Origin of the sequence: Psychrobacillus soli (assembly GCF_006861775.1) — a bacterium.
Classification (GTDB): Bacteria; Bacillota; Bacilli; order Bacillales_A; family Planococcaceae; genus Psychrobacillus; species Psychrobacillus soli.
In genome coordinates, this window is record NZ_VDGG01000015.1 from 25,342 (window position 1) to 46,591 (window position 21,250).

The following is a 21,250-nucleotide window of genomic DNA, read 5'->3' on the forward strand; positions in this document are numbered from 1 at the left end:
ATTTCCTCCTTATTTACCCGTATATTGTGGTGCACGTTTTTCCTCAAATGCGTGTAAACCTTCTAATCTATCTTCAGTTGGTAGCAATTCGTTGTATGCTAGCTCTTCTATTTTTAGTCCTGTGTTTAGATCTACTTCTATTCCATTATTAATGGCAATTTTTGCTTGAACTAATGCAAGCGGAGCGTTCTTCGCCATAGATGTTGCGATTTCTAGTGCTTTTTCTAAAAGGTCTTCGCGAGGGACTACATATTCTAGTATTCCAAGTGCCTCTGCTTCTTCAGCTGAAAGTCGCTTTGCACTATATATAAGTTCTTTCGCTTTTCCAACACCGATCAAGCGAGGGAGACGCTGCGTTCCTCCTGCTCCAGGAATAATCCCTAAGGAAGTTTCTGTTAATCCCACTTTTGACTCGAGGGCTCCAATGCGGATATCGCATGCCAATGCCAGCTCAAGCCCGCCTCCAAACGCCACTCCATTCAAAGCAGCGATAACTGGTTGTGGAAGCTTGGCAACTTCATTTACAGCTTCCCCTATAAATCGAACAGCTTGTCTCACTTCGTTTTCTGTCATTGTTTTTCGCTCTTTTAAATCTGCTCCGGCACAAAAAGCTTTTTCTCCGGCACCCGTTAGAATGATTACTCGAACTTCCGGATTATTTCTTAAATCATTCGCAGCCGTTTTTAAATCATGGAGCATCTGCTTCGATAAAGCATTTGCTGCGTCTGTCCGATTTAATGTAACGATCGCAATTCCATCGCTACGCTTTTCTACTTGTACGTTTGTTAATACGGTTTCAACCATTGCAAACAGCCCCTTCTTCCGCATTCAAAATATCCATTTGACGACTATTCAGCTTTTTCCCTCTTACTTTTTCAATAAGCTTTGCAGATTCCATCACTGTATCTATATCAATTCCAGTTTCAATTCCCATCCCATGGAGCATATACAATAGATCTTCGGTAGCAACATTTCCGGATGCTCCTTTTGCATACGGGCAGCCGCCCAATCCTCCAAGGGAGCTATCAAAAATCGTAATTCCCATTTCAAGTGATTTCACAATATTTGCTAATGCGGTTCCTCTCGTATCATGGAAATGCATAGCAAGCTTGTTCGCATCAAAATGGGGAAGTAATTCTTCCAGCAATTTTTCTACTTGATTTGGCACGCCAACGCCGATTGTGTCGCCTAACGAGAGCTCATCTATTCCCATGGAAAATAAACGATCGCTTACTTTCCTTACTTGTGAAGCCGCAACTGGTCCTTCGTATGGACAGCCTATCACGGTTGATAAATAACCTCTGACCGTTTTTCCCGCTGCTTTCGCTTCCTTCACTACTTCACTTAGAATTGGGTACGTTTCTTCAATCGATTTGTTAATATTATTTTTATTATGCGCTTCACTTGCCGACATGAAGATGCTCACTTCATCTACATTTGCTACTAATGCCCGCTCAAGTCCTCTTAAGTTAGGAACAAGGGCAGCATACGTAACCCCTTGTTCCCGCTGAATTTTCCCAAGTACTTCCGATGCGTCTGCTAGTTGCGGTATCCATTTTGGATGGACAAAGGAGCTCACTTCAATATAAGAAAGCCCTGTTTTTGAAAGCGAGTCGATCCAAGTAATCTTATCTTCTGTTGGAATAGTTTGTTTTTCATTTTGTAATCCGTCTCTTGGTCCAACTTCTTTAATCTTTACACTTTTTGGTAATTTCAACGTTTTAACCTCCTATTCAACATCGATGAGTAAGTCGTCATCATTCACGAAGTCGCCTTCTTTAATATGGATTTTCTTTACAACGCCTGTTTTCTCAGCGGCAATCGGAATTTCCATTTTCATCGATTCAAGGATCACTACGTCTTGTCCTTCTTTTACTTCTTCCCCTTCTGCTACTAATACTTTCCATACACTACCTGCCATACTCGCTACGATGTTTGTCATGTTCATTTCCTCCTTATTTGGTTGCTTTTTCAGCTAAGTAATATTTATTTACAAAATCAGTTGTTGTATATCCTGCTAAAAATTGTTCGTGGCTGACCGTTTCAATGAGCATCGGGATATTGGTTTTAATACCTTCTACTTTGTAATTTTCAAGAGCTGCTTTCATTCTTGCACATGCTTCACTACGTGTTTCTCCCCAAGTGATTAGTTTACCGATCATTGGATCGTAGAATGGCGTCACTTGTGAACCAGCTTCTATCGAACATTCGTTACGGACCCCTTCTCCTTGCGGCAGCTGAAACTCTGTTATTTTTCCAGGTGAAGGGAAAAATGTTTTAGGGTCTTCTGCATAAATACGCACTTCAATCGCATGTCCTTTTCGCCCGACTTCTTCACGTGTAAGAGATAAACGTTCTCCATATGCCACTTTTAACTGTTGTTCAACTAGATCAAGACCAGTTATTTCTTCTGTAACCGGATGCTCCACTTGTAGTCTTGTGTTCATCTCTAAGAAATAGAAATTTTGCTCACGATCCACTAAAAACTCAATCGTACCTGCATTGGAATATCCAATATGTTTTGCTGCTTGGACAGCTGCATCTAGCATTTTTTGTCGTGTTTCTTCACTAATAAATGGAGAAGGCGCTTCTTCCACTACTTTTTGGTTTCGACGCTGGATAGAGCATTCTCTTTCCCAAAGTGGAATGACATTTCCATACGTGTCGGCTAAAATTTGTACTTCAATATGATGCGGTTCGGCGATATATTTTTCTAAAAACATCGTTCCATCACCGAAGAATGATTCTGCTCGTTTTTTATTTCCTTCGAAAGCTTTTACTAGTTCTTCCTCGGAGTTAACGAGTTGCATGCCGATTCCACCGCCTCCAGCAGATGCTTTGAGCATAAGTGGATAGCCGATTTTTCTTCCTGCTTCTCTTGCTTGCTCTTCATTATCCAAAGCTGTATCGATACCTTCTACAACAGGTACACCGGCTTCTTTCATCATTTTACGCGCTTCGATTTTACTTCCCATTGAAGCGATAATATCTGATGAAGGTCCGATAAATACAAGCCCCGCTTCTACACATTTCCTAGCAAATCCTGCATTCTCTGATAAAAGTCCGTAACCTGGATGTACTGCCTCTGCTCCACTTTCTTTTGCAATACGAATGATTTCTTCGATATTTAAATAACTTTGATTGACCGGTGGCTTTCCAACGCAGTACGCTTCATCAGCTTGTCGAACAAACAATGACTCTGCATCTGCCTCTGAATAAATGGCAACAGTTTGAATACCTAGATCCTTACAAGTTCGAATAATTCTTAATGCAATTTCTCCACGATTGGCAATAATAATTTTAGAAAACATATGAATCGCTCCTTCTTTAAAAGTTAAAATCGTTTATAAGATCAATTATTGATCCGTAAAATTAGGTTTTCTTTTTTGTATAAATGCTTCTACGCCTTCTTGTACATCCTTCGTTTGAAAAACATGTCCGAAATAGGTTGCTTCGGTAACTAGACCTTCATCAAGTGGTTGCTCATATCCAACATCAATCGAGCGCTTTGCAAAAGTTATAGGTATAGACGAATAGTTACAAATTTTACTTGCGATTTCCATCGCCTTCTCCACAGATTTCCCCTTCGGAACGACATGATTTACAAGTCCAATTCGTTCCGCTTCTTCAGCTGATATAGACTCACCCGTAAAAATCATTTCCTTCGCTCTTGCTTTTCCTATTAAACGTGGTAATCTTTGCGTTCCACCCGCTCCAGGAAATAATCCCAATTTAACTTCTGGTAGTCCAATCTCTATATGTTCTTCTGCGATTCGGATATCACAGCTTAACGCAAGTTCGCAGCCCCCACCTAGAGCAAGCCCATTAATAGCCGCTATAGTCGGATGAGGTAACTGTTCGATTTTATTCAATGGTTGTTGAAGCCAAAGTGATTTTTGCTTCGCTTCTTCAACTCCATTTCCTATCCATGCTGGAAACCCTTTAATATCTCCACCGGCTACAAATGCCTTTTCTCCTGCTCCAGTAACGATAACGACCTTTACATTTGGATTTTTTTCTATTTCATCCACTACAATGTTTAGTTGTTCAATAACATCTGCGCTTAGAACATTTACAGGTGGATTATCGATGACTATTTTTGCGATATGCTGTTGTAATGACCATGAAACTACTTGGACTTTTTGCATTGCTCTAACACCTCCTCCTTATACTTTCACTTCACTATAGTCTTGTCGTAAAACAAATTTCTGGATTTTTCCGGAAGGTGTTCGTGGTAATTCATCTACGAAAATAACTTTTCTCGGCTTTTTATAGCTTGCTAGATTACTCACGCAATGATTAACTACGTCCTCTTCTGTTAAGTTCGATCCTTCCTTTTTCACGACAACCGCACAAACAGCTTCTATGAATTTAGAATCGGGTATCCCAATAATGGAAACTTCCTTTATCTCCTCGTGACGGTATAAAACATCTTCAATTTCAGCAGCATAAATATTTTCTCCACCACTTCGAATCATATCTTTTTTCCTACCTGCAATTGTTAAGTATCCTTGTTGGTCAAACACGCCTAAATCACCTGTTTTACACCACCCATCAACAAATGTCTCCATCGTTGCTTCGGGATTTCGCCAATACCCGATCGAAACTGCAGGACTTTTAATAGCAATTTCTCCGACTTCACCGGCTGGCAATGGGAACCCATCGTCATCCAAAATATTAATCTCTGTAAGTGGCATCGGCTTACCGACTGTTTGTCCTTTCGTAAAAGCATCTTGTGGATCGAGCGATGCTGCAATTGGCGTACCTTCTGTCAATCCATATACTTGAACTACTCCAACGTTTGGATATTTCTTTTTCAATTGTTCGAGTGCAGAAGGCAATAATGGATCACCGCCTGTATAAATTGTTTTTAAATTTTTCAATTGAAACGAATCGATATCATCGTAATTTAGCATTTCATAAATCATAAATGGGAATAAGAAACAGTCACTCACATTTTCATGTTCAATTACGGATAAAATTCTTTCAATTTGGAACCCTTGGCTTTTTGTAATAACAAGTGTTCCACCCATCAAAAGTATCGGGAGCCCGATGTCTTCCATTGCACCTACATGATACAGAGGACCAGTCGTCATCCCAATTTCTTGTCCTGTAAACTTCCATTTCAGCGATTGCATGGAAGAAAACCAAAGTGTCGTGTCATGCGTCCAAATAGCACCTTTTGGTCTACCAGTTGTGCCCGATGTATACATCAACATGACTGGGTCACTTAATTTAATATTCTTGTCCATTACTTCATCCTGTGAACCGCTCTCTAATAGACTCCATGGTTTAGACCAATCCGGAATGTTAACCTCTTCATTTTTCAGGCATATGTACTGTTCTACGGAAACATGCTTTTGAACTTCCTCCAGTTCACTTGCCAAATTAGAATGGAAGCATAATACTTTCGTTTCGGAATCGTTTAATGCATATTCTATCTCTGCACTCGAAAGTCGGAAATTAAGACGAACTGCTATTGCACCGATTTTCGCAATAGCAAAATATAAACCGAAATATTCTAGGCAATTGTAGAGCAATACGCCAACTCGATCTCCTTTTTGAACTCCTAATTCAACAAGTTTATTTGCGTATGCATTTGAAATCTGATGAAGCTCTTTATATGTCCATGCTCTACCCATTTCTTCTTTTATTGCTATTTTTTCTTGTTGTTCGTCATTTAACACATTTGCCATTTTCCTAGTTATAAGTCCAACGTCCAATGAAATTCCTCCTTTCGTCTCTCGCTGTTATATAAGCAAGAATCATGCCAAGTTGAAAAGATGCGAGTTTTCAATGCTTGAAGCCACTTTTATATTTATTTGCAGAGTGTTTTTTCCGAATTGCCGGAAAATATAACTCCTTAGTCGGTGTAACTCACTAGAATTTCAACAAAATAAAAAAATCCAGCATATCGGAGTGCTTTCCGACATTCTGGATTTATATTATTTTAGATCTGTTGAATAACTAATTTCTACCAGGCGTCCCTTACTTATTTTTTTTTGCAAAGTTCTTGCTGGTAATATGCTGATACTATATAGACAAGGAACGCTTCCTATCAATCAAAAAGGTGGAAATACGATAGAGAAGGGCTGAGCAGCCTAAATTTCATCTTTGGCTGCTTTTATTTAGATAGGAAAGTAGGCTATTCTTTCGTTCACAAAAGCTTTGGCACATTGTTTACCAGTGCTTTTGGAGTGCGACGAACGAATGAATACCACACGATTACCCCAAAAAATGCGTAGGGATGCGACAAAGTCGCATCCCTACGCATCAAGAAGTCTCGGTAATGGTGTAGAACTCGTTCCGTTCAAAGTGCTCCAAAAGCACCTATATATAGAGTACCTAGTGCGATATTACTCCGTAATTCCATACTTTTTAATCTTCTCATATATAGTTGAATTACTTATCCCAAGTGCTTCTGCTGCCATATTTTTATCGAATTTAAAATTCTTCAACATTCTTTCAATTTCCTTCTTTTCCGTTTCTTCTACTATTTCTTTTAATGATCTATTTCGAACCTTCTTAGAATCTCTTTTTAAATATTCCGGTAAAGCGTCAATCTCCAATACATTCTCATTTGATAAATGGACGCCTGCTTCCATTACATTTTCCAGTTCCCTTATATTTCCTGGCCAACTGTATTTTTTTAGCAAATCATATACGTCTTCGTGTATAGAATTCACTCGTTTTCCGATTTGTGCTTTCGCTTTTTCAAAAAAATGGTGGATGAGAAGTGGGATATCTTCTGCTCTTTCCCGTAAGGGAGGACATACTAATTGAATTGCGTTTATCCTATAATATAGGTCCTCCCGAAATTCTTTACTTTCAATCATTTTCTCTAAAGGTTGGTTTGTAGCGGCAATTACTCGGACATTCACTTTTAGGGGATGAGGGGATCCTACCGGTTCATATTCCCTCTCTTGTAGAACTCGTAATAATTTTACTTGCATATGCTGCGGCATATCCCCAATTTCATCTAGAAAAATAGTTCCTCCATCAGCACTTTGAAACTTTCCTACTTTTCCACCTTTCTTAGCACCCGTAAAAGCCCCTTCCACATAGCCGAACAATTCGGACTCGATTAAATGCTCTGGGATAGATCCACAATTCACACTAACAAATGGTTTAGCACTACGTGGACTTAGTTGATGAAGACTTTGAGCAATTATTTCTTTTCCCGTCCCACTTTCACCTCTTATCAATACAGTAATATCTCCACCAGCCACTCTTTTCACACGCTCTTTTAATTCGTTCATCTCATACGATTTTCCGATTAAATCATGTAAGGAATACCTTGCCCCATTTGCTTTCTCTACCTCAGGTATATAAAGATTGTTCCTTGCTAATAACTCTTTAATATTACTATTCATTTTCTTCCAATCATCTAAATCTCGAAAAATGATCGTTCCTATTGCACCGATTATTTCCTTATTATCGAAAATGGGGATACGGTTTGCGATAACAAAACTTCCTCGCAAAAATTGTAAATCTGCCATTTCCGATTTTCCTGTTTGAACGACAAGGTGTAATCTCGTATTTTCAATATAATTAACGATATATCCCCCGATTATATCGTCTCTTTCTACTTCCAAAAACTCGCAATATTTATTGCTAATATATTGTATTTTTCCATTATTATCGATAATAATTGTTCCATAGTTTGCATTTTCAAATACGACATCGAGTAATTTATGATTAAATAATTGTCCAGATACCACATTTATTTCCCCCTTCTCCCATTTGGAACCCTTACTCCCCCTATCTTACATGATAACCGAATTTTCGAGAAACAGATGTTTCATTTTTTACTTGGAGACATTTTAACGAAAAAAAAACAGGATGAAGACTTTAATCTCCCCCTGTTTTGCCGCTCACCTATTCTCGGTGTTTCACTGCTAATCCTCTTAAAAACTTCCGTGCAAAATTATCACCACATACTTTATAATTTCGATGTCCTTCTTTGCGTAAAATAGCTCCTAGCTCCCCCTTGGATACTACGATGCCACCGTCATGCAATAATTCTAACATATCTTCCGCTGTTAATTGTAGCGCTACTTTTAGTTTCTTAAGGAGCATATTATTAGCACTCCTCTCAGGAGGAACAGAACTTTCAGTTTGTCCTGGTTTTGGATCTTGTTTCCCTCTTTTAAATGTAATAAATCCATTTAAAAAAGAATCTAGCATCTTATGCGTGCATTTTATTTGATCTTCCGTTTCCCCTACATCCACTTCTTCATCGTATTCATCTTTTGATTTTGTCAGTATCTTTGGTAACTCTTCTTTTGTAACTTCCAAACCACCAAGATTAAATATTTCAATCATATCCTTATTTTTTATATCTAGCGCGTATCTTAGTCGAATTAATATATCGTTGTTATCCATTTAAAAGCCTCCTAATATTGCCTAATGACCAAACATTTCAACATGTATTAAAATGTCGATGATAGTTAATAAATTATAGCAGAGATATCGTAAATTCACCTTAAAAACAGCTAAAACAGGAAACGCAAGTTATAGGAGGTGGGAAAGAACTCATTCAGCAACAGTTGACTGAACTCGGACCTATTAAACCGTCTGAGATTCGCCTCATTGTTATATCCATTGCGTTACTTTTCTTTTGGTCCACAGAAGAGAAATTGCATCCCTTTGATACGACAACGGTAACAGTCATTGCTGTTGCTATTCTACTTTCGCCAAAAATCGGTGTGCTCGATTGGAAAACGGTCGAAAAGCTTATTCCGTGGGGAACGGTCATTGTCTTCGCAGTAGGTATTGCACTAGGCACTATTTTATTAGATACAAACGGTGCCCAGTGGTTGTCCAATAAAGTATTTGGTGCAATGGGACTCGAGCATATGCCGCTACTCGCGACAATAGCCCTGTTATCTTTGTTCAATATGATTATTCACTTAGGTTTTGTTAGTGTAACAAGTTGGATTGGAATGCTGTAACAATTTTATCTTGATTAGCTTTAAAGGACTGTCCAGCTTCCAATAGGGACTCCAGTTTCTATCCTGCCTTTATATGAAATAAAACTGGAGGGGAAAATCATTTGATTTTCTCCTCCAGTTTTGTTTAGTGTTATGAATTGAAATCATATATTTGACCTTTAATCAAATAGGCTGTGCTTTCAGCGATATTTGTTATATGGTCTGCTGTTCTTTCTAGATAACGATTGACAAATAATAGTTGTACAAGCTGATTTGTTTCTTCTGGATGTTCACTTAAATAGGCAGTAAGTTTTTTATATGTTTCACCACTTAATTGATCTACTTCATCCTCTAAGTCACCAACTTCTTTAGCAAATATTATATTTTCCTCTAAAAAAGATTGTAGTGCTTTTTGAAGCATATCAATCGATAGCTCTTTCATTTTCTCTAGATGCGTAATCTCCAGCAAAGATTTTGTATTACCGATCTTGATCGTTGCTTTTGCAATGTTTACAGCAAAATCCGCGACCCGTTCAATTTCAGATGAAATTTTAAGTACACCTATAATTTCACGTAAATCTCTGGAAACAGGTGCTTCTTTTGCCATTAGCCATATGGCGAACTGATTAATATCCATTTCAAGATTATCAATAGCCGTATCTCCCTCGATAACTTTTAAAGCAATCTCCACATCTTGTGTTTTTAAGGCCTTAAAAGCTCTTTCTAGGGCAACAACTGATAGTTCACCCATTTCGGTTATTTTACTTTTTAATTCCCCTAAATTATTCTCAAAGTTTACACGAATGCCCATTTGTTACCCCCCATTATCCAAAACGACCTGTTACATAATCTTCTGTCCTTTGATCTTGTGGTGTAGAGAAGATGTTATCCGTATCATCATATTCCACTATTTCTCCATTTAAGAAAAATGCTGTCTTATCGGAGACTCTAGCAGCTTGTTGCATATTATGTGTAACAATGACAATCGTATAATCTTCTTTCATATTGGTGATGAGCTCTTCTATTTTTAACGTAGAAATTGGGTCTAATGCTGATGTAGGCTCGTCCATTAATATAATATCTGGTTTCATTGCAATTGCACGAGCGATACACACACGTTGTTGCTGACCACCTGACAAACCAAGTGCTGATGTTTTAAGACGATCTTTTACTTCATCCCAAATGGCTGCACTGCGCAGACTCTCTTCCACAATATTATTTAATTCTTTTTTATTTTTAATGCCTTGCATTCTTGGTCCATAGGCAACATTGTCGTATATACTCATTGGAAATAAATTTGGTTTTTGAAATACCATTCCCACTTTTGTTCGTAATTTGATAACATCATTTGTTTTATAAATATCTTCATGATTAATGACAATATCACCTGTTATTTTCACACCATCAATTAAATCATTCATACGGTTTAATGTTCGTAAAAAAGTCGATTTACCACAACCGGAAGGGCCGATTAACGCAGTAACCTCTTTTTCATGAATAGCAAGATCGACTCCGAATAGCGCTTGTTTCTCCCCATAAAATAAATTTAAATCCCTTACATTAATGATCGATTTACCTTCTTTAAGTTGCTCCATCTGCTAAAATACCTTCCCTACTTGAATTTTTTTGGTCGTTAGCTCAGCATGTTCTCATAAGCTTATTTATTAGTTGCTCTGTTAAATTTTTTCGAAATATATGTTGCTGAAAGATTAATCGCTAAAATAATGACTATTAATACAATACCTACTGCTGCAGCAAGTTCAATGTCTCCAGCCTCTTGTGTTACTAAGTAAGAATGAACCGTTAAAGTTCTAGCTGATGATAGAATGCTGTCTGGCATAGCTGCCACTGTCCCAGCTGTTAAGAATATTGCAGCTGATTCTCCAACAATTCGTCCAACTGAAAGGATAATACCAGATAAAATTCCTGGCATGGAACTTGGTAAAATCACTTTATATAATGTTTGTAATTTTGTTGTTCCAAGTGCTAAGGAACCTTCACGATACGAACGGGGCACCGTTTTTAATGCTTCTTCCGTTGTTCGAATAATGACTGGTAACACGATAATCGTTAACGTTAAGGAAGCAGCTAGAATCGACATACCTAATTTTAACGTTGTTACAAAGAATACCGCTCCAAACAAACCATAAATAATCGAGGGGATCCCTGTTAAACTTTCTGTTGCAAAACGTATTAGTCTAACTAATCGTCCTTGTTTAGCATATTCTTGTAAATAAACAGCTGCTAATATTCCAATAGGTGTTGCAATGATTAAAGAAATAAGGACGGTGTATATAGTTGTTACGATCATTGGCCAAATACCGCCACCGCCAGCTGGAGAATAATCACCAAAGATGAAATCGAAGCTAATCAAACCAATCCCTTTGTAAAAGATAAATCCAACGATCATAACAAGGACGGCAACGGATAAGAATGCTGATAACCATAAAAGTCCACGAAACAAGTTATCTTTAAATTGTCTCATCTTAGTTACCACCCTTCGCACTTATTTTTGCTAATACAAAATTCAAAATCAATATAAAGGAGAATAAAACAATCCCGGTTGCAAATAGCATTTCTTGATGTGTACCAAATGCATAACCCATTTCTAATGCAATATTTGTCGTTAATGGACGAACACTATCTGTTAGGCTAGTTGGAACGATTAAACTATTTCCAGCTACTAAAATAACAGCCATTGTTTCCCCTATTGCTCGACCTAAACCTAATACGATTGCCGTCATAATACCTGATTTTGCTGCTGGTACAATGACTTTAAAAATCGTCCCAATTTGTGATACTCCTAAAGCATATGACCCTTCACGATATGTTTGTGGCACTGCACGAATCGCTGTCTCCGCTACAGTCACAATGGTTGGTAACATCATAATTGCTAGCACAAGAATAACAGCTAATAAACTTTGCCCTTTTACTAATCCAAACGTATTTTGTAAAAAAGGAATAATAATCGCGAGTCCAAAGACACCATATAATACAGATGGGATACCCGCTAGCAACTGAATTGCTGGTGAAATAATTTTGGCCAACCTTTTAGAGGCAATTTCTGCCAAGAAAATAGCTGTAAATAAGCCAATAGGAACTCCAATAATTAATGCTCCGATTGTTGCAAAAATGGATGCAACAATCATTGGGAATATACCGAACTTATCTTCACTCGGTACCCAATCAGTACCAAAAATAAAGTCTATAAAGCTATAGCCCCCTGCTACAAAGGGATGAGCTCCTTTATAAAATACAAATCCAATGATTAACAATAAAGTTATTACCGAGAGAAGAGCACAAATCAAGAAAATTCTCGAAGACAGCTTCTCTAACATATACTTCCTTTTATTTGCTTTACCGATTTCTACGGCTTGCTTGTTAGTTGTTGGGATAGACACCTTATACCTCCAAAATTAAGTCAAAAATTATGTTGTTGTCTTCCTATGTTACTGTTCCTTACTTTACTTTACAGGTATTGCTCCTGTTTCTGCTGCAATAAGTTGTCCATCTTCACTTAAAATAAAATCTATAAACCGTTGTCCTGCCTCTGTTAATTGTCCCTCTTTATAAACAAACAAGAACGGTCTAGATAAGCTGTATTTTTCTTGTAGAACATTATCTGCAGTAGCTTCTACGCCATTAATATCGATTGTTGAAATCGATTCGTCGATATATTCAAAAGAGATAAATCCAACTGCATGTTTATTGTTCGCAACTGTTGTTTTAATATTTCCATTACCACTTGCAATAATAGAGTTTCTTATTAATTCACCGGAGCTGTAGTCAACAATTTCTTGGAATGCATCACGTGAACCCGATCCATCCTCGCGAGAGACAACTACGATTTCCATGTCATCTCCACCTAGTTCATTCCAGTTTGTCACTTCTCCAGTAAAAATCTGCTTTACTTGTTCCATCGTAAGATCTTTTACTTTGTTCGTTGGATGAGTCACTACTACAATTCCATCGTAAGCAATAACTACTTCATTCAAACCATTCGCTTTTTCCTCTTCTTTTAAGTCACGTGAAGACATCCCTATCTCCGACACTCCACTAGTAGCATTGGTAATTCCTGCTGAAGAACCAATTTGATTTATTTCAATATTTGTATTATCTTCTTCTGTATATTTGTGCGCTAACTTTTCAGCAAGTGGTCCTACAGATGTAGATCCTGAAATAGATACTGTAGCATCACTACCATCTGACCCTTGTGTATCCTTATTATTGCTTGTACATGCTGATAAGATTGTAAGTATAAACAGCATTAATAATACTATTTTTATTTTTTTCAAACTGAACATTTCATACCTCCATGAAATATGTTAACGACTATCTATGTCGTATTTTGTCTAATAATAGCATAATTGCACAGTGTAAATTTTCGATGCTTAATTTGTAAAGGTTTTGTAAATTTTATTAAAAACAAGATGATGAATGTTAAATTTTCCTAAAATTTTGTGAATGGAAGATAACTTAGGATGTGTTTAAATCGTAAATATATAACTTTCCATTTATTTCACAATCATCCTTTACTCGTTAGTTCCTTATTTATTAAAAACTGGAATAATAAAAAGCACGAAAATTCAACTTCGAATTTTCATGCTTTTTTCGTTTATATTTCTTCCCATTTCTTAATGGTCACGACTAATAATATAATCCAGAAAATGCTTTAAAAATGTCAAATTGCGTGGCACTTCTTGTAACACTTCCATTGCAATACAATAATTTTCCCACATCTTTTTTTTGGCATCTTCTATACCCAATACGGACACGAAGGTAGAGTTATTGTTTTCCGCATCTTTACCTATTGGTTTTCCGAGTAAGGTCGTATCTCCTTCGACATCTAGCAGGTCATCCTTAATCTGAAACGCAATACCTGCATGGCGAGCAAATTTTTTCAAAGCATCCATTTCTACTTCATTTTCCCCTGCGAGAATTGCAGGCATTATTAAAGAAGCTTCGAAGCCTATTCCTGTCTTATAAAAACACATCATATTCAACTGTTCCAGTGTCAGTTGTTTCCCTTTGGAATCCAAGTCCATCGTTTGCCCTCTACACATATTTGCAGTTGCTTGGGCAGAATAGTTCATTAGTTTAAGGACAGTCTTTGAATCGAATTGATTATCAAGAGATGCTTGTTCCTCAACAGCCTTTTGGGTAAGAAACAAACCGGTTAATTCGGCAAGGGCAATGCCATACACCTCATGTAGAGTCGAACGTCCTCTACGGGTGGATGCATTATCTTGGGAAGGTAGGTCATCAAATATTAAAGAAGCAGTATGCATATATTCCAATGATTTTAAAAGGGGCTCTATTGCTGCACTATTTAATCCATACGCGTTTACCCCCATGAACCAAGCTACTATCGGTCTTAAACGCTTACCATCCCCTTCTAGACTATAATTTGCAGCATCAATTATTTGCTCTTCTGTTAAAAAATTGTTCTCTATTTTAGGAATATTTAGCATATCGTTTATTTGATGACGTAAGCTTTTGATTGTATTTTGAAATTCTTCTTTTTCTTTCCGTTCATTTTTTAAAATGGTAATCATGTGATCGCGGAGCAATTTATCGAAGAAATCTACATCATCTGCTTTTCGTACCATATGTTGAATAAGTTTATTGAATGTAGCATCCCCGCTTGCAAATATGTCCATCACTTCGGTGTATTTGTTCGTACCTACACGCTCTTTATAGCGCTTCAGTCCGTTAATAGCCCGATCCAATATCACCTCACAAGTCTTCTTATCTGCGTTGTATACGTTATGAATCAAATTAGAAATAACCGTCCAGTACAATTCGAAGGGGTTGATAAGATCTGGACGTGTCTTGTGGTATTTCAAATAATAAGTGTAGGGGGTTACTGCACCATCCTTCAGATCGTCAAACATATCTGCAAAATCATCTGCCAACTGATTATAAATACCATAAAAGAATGTTCGACTGTCCAACTCCTTATCCTCAGGAGCACCAATCACTGAACGGACAATCAGTCGGGAAGAAGAGGATTTTAAGATGATTGGTATATAAAGTTCTTCGTTCGTGTAGTTTGCATTTGATAGGTCTTTGAGACGATCCACTTCTTGGGAATGAAAAAATACATACGATTGCTCGAAAAAACCTATTCTTGTCTCTTGTTGCTGATGCTCCTTAATATACTCAAATGCATCGCGAAGTTCCGAATGAATATATGTGATTAATTCCACGTTATTACCATTCCACTCACCTAATTCTGGCACATTTCCCGTAATAAGCGTGGTACGTATTAAATCAGTATATTGTTTTTCCTCTTCGTTAGATAAAATTTTTGCATCGAGAAGATCGTCAATAAATGGATAAGTTAGTCCGTAAGAATAGCCAAGCCTAATAGCCTTATCCAGTCTTCGAGTACGTCCCACAGAAGATATGTTATCGTCCATCTCTTCCACTTCTTGCATGATAACGCCAGCAATTATTTTAATGAGTTTTCTTTGGGCTTGCTCAGCATCCATCCCCTTTGGAATATTGGAGGATACAGTCTTCAGTTTGTTTATTACCCAAATTAGGCTCGATTCAACTCCCTCTTTCTGGGCAATGCGGTACAACCCTGCCATACTAAACGTCTCATCTTTGTCTTTTTTAGTTAGATCACTTTTTAAATTATCTACTATGCTTTTGATCCTGTTTAGTGTATCAGGTGAATCAAGTGACTTGCTCAAATCACGCATAAAAATATAAGAGATGCTTCGATCAAGGTAATTATCCAGTTTGCCTGCGTAATTTAGCCATTGGATATAATGGTGATACTGACGAGAATCGGGTTTTCTATTTCCACGCGAAAAAAGAGAAAATAAAGAATGATGGTGAATATGGTTATGTTTCCACATTTGTATATCTACAGTTAGGGTCGAGACATAAGTCTTTTGCCTAACTTGTGTATAAAGTAATTTAAAATAGTGTTCAGCCTTCTGCTCAGCCTGCCTATAGCATTCATCCGCATTTATTATTAACTCTTTTTTCATCCCATAACTCACCTTCAATTCATGATCTATTTCATACATTTTGAAAAAAGCAACTCCAATATAAAATGCTATCTAAAACCTAATGTTTTTCTATTATAGCATCTGACATTTTCTTTCACTTGTTTTCTACTTCATGACTTCTAATTAATAATCTATTCTACTTTGAATTCCTAAATTCCTATTTTCGGTCCGAAAGGCATTTATATATAGAACTTTCTTCCCGAAAGACTTGGTAGGTAATTCCACTTAAAATTCAACCAATTCGTCCGATAGTAACTTAGAGTACCAGAAAACAAAGTATGAAGAAAACGAGAGAGAAGGTTATAATAAGTGTTTAAATTCAAAAGTATTAAAAGCAAGTTATTAGCTGCATTTTCGCTAGTGATAATGCTTGTCCTATTATTAGGCGTCTATAATATTTCCGTCATCATGAAGAGTAATCGAGATGCGGAACAGATTGTGCAGAAAGAGCTCCCGCTATTAATCGCAAATGAGCAGATGGCGTTAACAATGGCGAATCGGATATCAACTGCCCGCGGGTATGTATTATTCGGTGGCGATTATAAAGATCGTTTTAATGCCTATACAGAACAAGGCAAGGAATATGAAGCAGTTGTCAGGGGGATACGGGACTCCGAGGAATTCGATACCCTTATTAAGGAGACAATCTCTTGGAGAACAATGATTGATAAGGATGTCTTTCAGGAATATGACAAAGGGAATAAAGAGGTGGCGCTGCGCAATTTAAATACATCCACCGAACAGGTCCGTGAAATCATGGCCGGTTATGAAAAAATGGCCAAAGATAGTGAAGCAACGATCATCGAGATTGAGCAATCAATTATAGAAGGCGGGCAATCGACATTTCGTACAGTTATAATTGTCACCGTTTTAGTCATTTTACTGAGCACGGCAGCTGCACTAGTGACCGCTAGTTCGATTTCTAAACCGCTCAAAATCGTAACGGATCGATTGAACAGGATAGCGAAAGGAGATTTAACTGGAGAAGCTCTGGAAACGCGTTCCAAAGACGAAGCGGGTCAACTTATCCGTGCAACCAATGAATTGATCGACAATAATCGTCAATTATTGAACGAAATCAATGTCGTCTCCAAAACGGTAACGGGTCAAAGTGAAGAATTGATTCAATCCGCAACTGAAGTGAAAGCGGCCACGTATCAAATTGCTACGACGATGTATGAATTGGCTGCTGGATCGGAATCGCAAGCTAGACATGCGAGTGATTTGTCCGAAGTAATGGAGTCATTCACCGTTAGGGTCGAAGAAGCAAATGAAAAAGGGGAAAACATTCAACACTCATCCGAAGAAGTTCTAAAGATGGCTTCGGAAGGCGGTCGTTTAATGGCAGCATCCAATGAACAAATGGTCAAAATCGATCAGATCGTGCAGGAAGCGGTTCAGAAAATCCGAGGATTAGATGTGCAAACCCAAGAAATCTCCAAGTTAGTTGAAGTAACGAAGGGGATCGCCGATCAAACGAATCTCTTGGCGTTAAATGCAGCTATTGAAGCGGCGAGAGCAGGAGAACATGGAAAAGGCTTTGCTGTTGTCGCAGAAGAAGTGAAAAAACTAGCCGAACAAGTTTCCATTTCGGTCACAGATATCACAAGCATCGTAGGGAGTATCCAACAAGAGTCCAGTTCTGTAGCAGAATCACTACTAGTAGGTTATGAAGAAGTGGAAAAAGGAACAGAGCAAATTCAACGCACGAATGAGACATTCACCAGCATCAATCACGCTATAACAGCAATGGCGGAGCATATTCAGATTGTTTCCGAGAACTTAGCCGACATCGCGGCGAACAGCCAAGAAATGAGTGGATCGATTGAGGAAATTGCCGCTATCACCGAAGAAGCAGTCGCTGGTGTAGAGCAGACATCCGCTTCATCCCAACAAACAAGTGGTTCGATGGAGGAAGTCGCAGGTAGCGCAGAGCAACTTGCCAAATTGGCAGAAGAGCTGAATGGCTTGATACTTCGATACAAATTATGAGAACGAAGAGACCCATGGATATGATAAACCATGGGTCTTTCTTTTATTCACGATTGAAGTTCTATATTCCATCTGTTTGAAAACACCGTACTATTTATCATCCTGAGCAAAAATACATATACTCCATTTTGCCATTACCGAACATCATCAAGCGATTTCACCACTGTGTGAGCAATTGGTTTCCACTCAACTTTCTTAAAAAGAGCAACGATAGAAATAGGAATATAAGTAAACATAAAGAAGGGAAAAGTAATTGTGTAAGCAATCTTTTTCCAACCAGAACAATGTATTTTTTTCCATTCCGTCAAAGTTGTAATAAATCCAACTGTAAACAGTATTCCATAATACCAACCAAAGGAATTTAAAAGTACCTTTGTAGTTGCATGGATAATTTCTTTTCCATCAAAAAAACCAACTAGGTAGAATGATCCATTCACCATCATACTAATACTGGAGATGAGCATAGCCGGCATAATCGTCATCGTCATATCGAAACATGAAAACCGATTATGTTGCCCCCTGAAAGTATTTCTAAGCAAACTACTTCCGTATTTAGCAAAGACCTGGTAAAACCCTTTTGCCCAACGTAATCTTTGATGCCAAGACTGTTCAAAGGTGACTGGTTGCTCATCATAGAACATGGCGTTTCTACAATATCCGATCTTTTCACCTTTAATAATCTGAGAAACGGAAAACTCGATGTCTTCTGTCAGGAGATGATGGATCCAACCTCCACTAGCTTTAATCAAATCAACATGCACCAAAAATCCTGTTCCAGAAATTGCACAACTAGTGTTAAGGACCATCCTTGGTAGGTTGAGATACTCAGCTTCATGTAGGAACCAGAGCGCATAACCTGCTGAAATCCAATTTTGGTCATAATTCTTGGAGTTTCTATAACTAGTAATTACCCTATAGCCTTGATTGAACGTTTTGTTCATCTCCTCTATATAATTTTCATCAAGGAGATTGTCGGCATCAAACACAAAATATCCTTCATACTTTCTAGATGAATATTCCCTTTCAATGATTTTAATCATATAATCGAGGGCATATCCCTTTCCAATAATAGACTTATCAAAGCGTTCCCGGACAATAGCCCCGGCTTGCTCTGCAATCTTAGCAGTATCATCAGTACAGTTGTCTGCTACTACAAATACATCAATCAATTCCTTGGGATACTTCTGATTTTTTATACTTTTGATCAATTGCCCTATGACGAGTTCTTCATTTCGAGCTGCAATGATTATTGCATATTTGGAGGAATGAACATTCTCCATCAAAGGTTTTTTACTTTTTTTGGTCTTAAATGCAACAAACATGTAGACAATCTGATAGGAATACATCAATGCAAATAATAGGAGCATGAAAAAATTAAAATTATTTATATAAACTAATACTTGCGTGCCCAAGCCGATCCCCCCATGCGGTTATCATTTTACTTTTAACATTCTTCGGCTTCTTTCCCTAAATTTATACGCCTTCAAAAGGTATCAAGCATATTTGACTCCCCTTTAAAAAATAAGTATATTACATCAATTTACATCTTGGATTAAAATAATGTTAAGTCCATGTAAATTTTTGGAACTAAGTATTAGAAAATAAATTCTAAGATTCAAGGCACTGTAAAATCTATAAGTTGATAGGATGTATCCATCTATTTCATTTAAACCATACTAACGATTATTATTTAAAAGGGTGAAAGCATGAAACGTAATATACTCATAACGGTTATAGTTTTCATTTTTCTCATGGCTAGTTTTCTATTGACCTTTTCAATGTCGCCTACGAAAGATATTAACGACTCGGTTATCAATAAAACGAAAAAACCAGTCATACTCATCACAATCGACTCGCTTATGAGTCAGCCCCTCCAAAAAGTCATCCAAGAAGGAAAAGCCCCTGCTTTTTCATTTTTAATAAACAACGGACAATTCCACCCTGAAGTAATTAGCTCCTATCCTACAATGTCCGTGACGATTGACAGTACTGTGTTGACTGGCACTTATGCAGATCAGCATAAGATCCCAGGCCTCATTTGGTTTAAGGAAGATGAAAATCGTATTATTAGCTATGGAAGTGGTCTGAGCGAAATATGGAGTCTTGGAGTGAGAAATGTAGCGCTTGATAGTATTGTTCATTTAAACGAAGAACATTTGAGCAAAAATGTTCAGACCATTCACGAAAAACTCTCAAATAGTAACATTCAATCTGCCTCTATTAACGGGCTTGTCTATCGTGGAAGTTTCAAACACCAATTAAATGTGCCAAAACTAATTTCAGCAATGAGACTTCTACCGAATGATATAGATATCAGCGGACCAACATTACTTTCATTAGGAACATTATCTCAATATAATTCCGAAAATGATTATCACAAGTTAGCCTGGAAAAGAATGGGTGTGAATAATCAATTTACCGTTAACGAGTTAAAATTATTGATTGAACAAAATAAACTGCCCGCATTTACGCTCGCCTATTTACCAGATGCAGATAAAGATTTACATAAAAATGGGCCAGATGAGATGAAAGCAATTGAAAAAGCAGATAAGCATCTTCAAGAACTATTAAATTCTTATTCGACTTGGGAAGAAGCGATTGAACAAACAATATGGATTGTACATGGAGATAGCGCTCAATCTACGGTTCTAAAGGATAAAGACACTTCTCTAATCGATTTAAATGATTTGTTGAAGGACTATTCCTTTTGGGAACGTGAAAATACGAATGGCGAAATTGCAATCGCTATTAACGAGCGAATGGCATACATTAACTTAAATGATGAAAACATGGAGCTTTCAGAGGTAGTAAAGATATTAAAAAAGGATCAGCGCATTGGCATTATTGCTTGGAAAGAGGGGGAAACAAACTATGTTATCTCTCCACAATCTAATCTGGAGTTTACCTTTTCTCCAAAAGGTTCGTTTAAGGATTTGTATGACCAATCGTGGGAGTTGAATGGTGATCAGTCGATTTTAAATTTATCGATTGATAGCGGGGGACGTATCGAATACGGCGATTATCCAGATGCTCTGGCAAGACTTTATGGTGCCCTACATTCACATGAAGGTCGATTCATTATTGTAGATGCAAAGCCACAATATGAATTTATTGAAAAACATAGTCATGATCATGCTGGAGGAGGAGCACATGGTTCTTTACACAAAATCGATTCCGTTGTCCCGCTTATAATAGCTGGGACTCATGCAAAACCCGAATACAATAGACTCGTGGACTTCAAAGAATGGATTCTTAATTTAACGAAATGAATGGTTACTAAAAGGACTAAATAGCCAATTG

Annotated in this window: 17 protein-coding genes and 1 pseudogene; 3 read left to right on the plus strand and 15 right to left on the minus strand. The window is 37.5% G+C overall.

Translation table 11 applies throughout. The annotated features are described in order from the left end of the window. Positions 1–9 precede the first annotated feature (9 nt). The 8 genes from FG383_RS08900 to FG383_RS08935 all read right to left on the minus strand — a co-directional run bounded on the left by FG383_RS08900 (position 10) and on the right by FG383_RS08935 (position 8,385). Positions 10–804 carry an enoyl-CoA hydratase gene (locus FG383_RS08900; RefSeq protein WP_142607014.1) on the minus strand — a complete coding sequence of 265 codons (795 nt, stop codon included), beginning with the start codon at positions 802–804 and terminating at the stop codon, positions 10–12. Then, a complete protein-coding gene (locus tag FG383_RS08905) occupies positions 797–1,717 on the minus strand; it encodes a hydroxymethylglutaryl-CoA lyase (protein ID WP_142607016.1) in 921 nt (306 codons plus the stop codon). The genes FG383_RS08900 and FG383_RS08905 overlap by 8 nt, the downstream gene beginning before the upstream one ends. A gap of 12 nt (positions 1,718–1,729) precedes the next feature. Further along, positions 1,730–1,942, minus strand: coding sequence for an acetyl-CoA carboxylase biotin carboxyl carrier protein subunit (locus FG383_RS08910; protein ID WP_142607018.1), 213 nt, complete (start codon positions 1,940–1,942; stop codon positions 1,730–1,732). Between the two features lie 13 nt (positions 1,943–1,955). Next, complete coding sequence (locus FG383_RS08915) at positions 1,956–3,311, minus strand: acetyl-CoA carboxylase biotin carboxylase subunit (protein WP_142607020.1); 1,356 nt, start codon at positions 3,309–3,311, stop codon at positions 1,956–1,958. 45 nt (positions 3,312–3,356) lie between these two features. Beyond that, positions 3,357–4,148: an enoyl-CoA hydratase gene (locus tag FG383_RS08920; protein WP_142607022.1), complete on the minus strand. Its 792-nt coding sequence runs from the start codon at positions 4,146–4,148 to the stop codon at positions 3,357–3,359. Between the two features lie 18 nt (positions 4,149–4,166). Continuing rightward, the gene (locus FG383_RS08925) at positions 4,167–5,723 is read right to left on the minus strand and encodes a long-chain-fatty-acid--CoA ligase (RefSeq protein WP_246096931.1); all 1,557 of its coding nucleotides are present in this window, start codon (positions 5,721–5,723) and stop codon (positions 4,167–4,169) included. Positions 5,724–6,356: 633 nt separating this feature from the next. Next, positions 6,357–7,721 carry a sigma-54 interaction domain-containing protein gene (locus tag FG383_RS08930; protein ID WP_142607024.1) on the minus strand — a complete coding sequence of 455 codons (1,365 nt, stop codon included), beginning with the start codon at positions 7,719–7,721 and terminating at the stop codon, positions 6,357–6,359. A 157-nt stretch (positions 7,722–7,878) separates the two neighbouring features. Continuing rightward, positions 7,879–8,385: a YehS family protein gene (locus FG383_RS08935; RefSeq protein WP_142607026.1), complete on the minus strand. Its 507-nt coding sequence runs from the start codon at positions 8,383–8,385 to the stop codon at positions 7,879–7,881. 110 nt (positions 8,386–8,495) lie between these two features. On the opposite strand from FG383_RS08935, the pseudogene FG383_RS08940 reads away from it, so the two are divergent. Next, positions 8,496–8,936, plus strand: a pseudogene (locus tag FG383_RS08940) (SLC13 family permease); the annotation flags it as partial. A 148-nt stretch (positions 8,937–9,084) separates the two neighbouring features. Here FG383_RS08940 and phoU read toward each other — a convergent pair. From phoU to FG383_RS08970, 6 genes are all read right to left on the minus strand, one after another. After that, complete coding sequence (gene phoU / locus FG383_RS08945; RefSeq protein ID WP_142607030.1) at positions 9,085–9,744, minus strand: phosphate signaling complex protein PhoU; 660 nt, start codon at positions 9,742–9,744, stop codon at positions 9,085–9,087. A 13-nt stretch (positions 9,745–9,757) separates the two neighbouring features. Next, positions 9,758–10,528, minus strand: a complete 771-nt coding sequence (gene pstB / locus FG383_RS08950; protein ID WP_142607032.1) for a phosphate ABC transporter ATP-binding protein PstB — start codon at positions 10,526–10,528, stop codon at positions 9,758–9,760. Between the two features lie 62 nt (positions 10,529–10,590). Further along, entirely contained in the window at positions 10,591–11,418 is an 828-nt protein-coding gene (gene pstA / locus FG383_RS08955) for a phosphate ABC transporter permease PstA (protein ID WP_142607034.1), read from the minus strand. A 1-nt stretch (position 11,419) separates the two neighbouring features. Beyond that, on the minus strand, positions 11,420–12,334 hold the full coding sequence (pstC, locus tag FG383_RS08960; protein WP_246096934.1) for a phosphate ABC transporter permease subunit PstC: 915 nt from the start codon (positions 12,332–12,334) through the stop codon (positions 11,420–11,422). A 63-nt stretch (positions 12,335–12,397) separates the two neighbouring features. Then, on the minus strand, positions 12,398–13,237 hold the full coding sequence (locus FG383_RS08965) for a phosphate ABC transporter substrate-binding protein (protein WP_142607036.1): 840 nt from the start codon (positions 13,235–13,237) through the stop codon (positions 12,398–12,400). A gap of 330 nt (positions 13,238–13,567) precedes the next feature. Beyond that, a complete protein-coding gene (locus tag FG383_RS08970) occupies positions 13,568–15,937 on the minus strand; it encodes a polyprenyl synthetase family protein (RefSeq protein ID WP_142607038.1) in 2,370 nt (789 codons plus the stop codon). Positions 15,938–16,267: 330 nt separating this feature from the next. Here FG383_RS08970 and FG383_RS08975 point away from each other — a divergent pair, with 330 nt between their 5' ends. Continuing rightward, positions 16,268–17,950, plus strand: a complete 1,683-nt coding sequence (locus tag FG383_RS08975; protein WP_246096935.1) for a methyl-accepting chemotaxis protein — start codon at positions 16,268–16,270, stop codon at positions 17,948–17,950. A 134-nt stretch (positions 17,951–18,084) separates the two neighbouring features. Here the strand turns inward: FG383_RS08975 and FG383_RS08980 are convergent, their stop codons facing one another. Further along, positions 18,085–19,362 carry a glycosyltransferase family 2 protein gene (locus tag FG383_RS08980; RefSeq protein ID WP_246096940.1) on the minus strand — a complete coding sequence of 426 codons (1,278 nt, stop codon included), beginning with the start codon at positions 19,360–19,362 and terminating at the stop codon, positions 18,085–18,087. Between the two features lie 294 nt (positions 19,363–19,656). On the opposite strand from FG383_RS08980, the gene FG383_RS08985 reads away from it, so the two are divergent. Then, positions 19,657–21,219: an alkaline phosphatase family protein gene (locus FG383_RS08985; protein WP_142607040.1), complete on the plus strand. Its 1,563-nt coding sequence runs from the start codon at positions 19,657–19,659 to the stop codon at positions 21,217–21,219. The last annotated feature ends 31 nt before the right edge of the window (positions 21,220–21,250 follow it).

Excerpts from the sequence above, each read along its gene's own strand:
- FG383_RS08900 (WP_142607014.1), bottom strand. The coding sequence starts at position 804 with ATGGTTGAAACCGTATTAACAAACGTACAAGTAGAAAAGCGTAGCGAT.
- FG383_RS08910 (WP_142607018.1), bottom strand. The coding sequence starts at position 1,942 with ATGACAAACATCGTAGCGAGTATGGCAGGTAGTGTATGGAAAGTATTA.
- FG383_RS08915 (WP_142607020.1), bottom strand. The coding sequence starts at position 3,311 with ATGTTTTCTAAAATTATTATTGCCAATCGTGGAGAAATTGCATTAAGA.
- FG383_RS08920 (WP_142607022.1), bottom strand. The coding sequence starts at position 4,148 with ATGCAAAAAGTCCAAGTAGTTTCATGGTCATTACAACAGCATATCGCA.
- FG383_RS08935 (WP_142607026.1), bottom strand. The coding sequence starts at position 8,385 with ATGGATAACAACGATATATTAATTCGACTAAGATACGCGCTAGATATA.
- phoU (WP_142607030.1), bottom strand. The coding sequence starts at position 9,744 with ATGGGCATTCGTGTAAACTTTGAGAATAATTTAGGGGAATTAAAAAGT.
- pstB (WP_142607032.1), bottom strand. The coding sequence starts at position 10,528 with ATGGAGCAACTTAAAGAAGGTAAATCGATCATTAATGTAAGGGATTTA.
- pstA (WP_142607034.1), bottom strand. The coding sequence starts at position 11,418 with ATGAGACAATTTAAAGATAACTTGTTTCGTGGACTTTTATGGTTATCA.
- FG383_RS08965 (WP_142607036.1), bottom strand. The coding sequence starts at position 13,237 with ATGTTCAGTTTGAAAAAAATAAAAATAGTATTATTAATGCTGTTTATA.
- FG383_RS08970 (WP_142607038.1), bottom strand. The coding sequence starts at position 15,937 with ATGAAAAAAGAGTTAATAATAAATGCGGATGAATGCTATAGGCAGGCT.
- FG383_RS08985 (WP_142607040.1), top strand. The coding sequence starts at position 19,657 with ATGAAACGTAATATACTCATAACGGTTATAGTTTTCATTTTTCTCATG.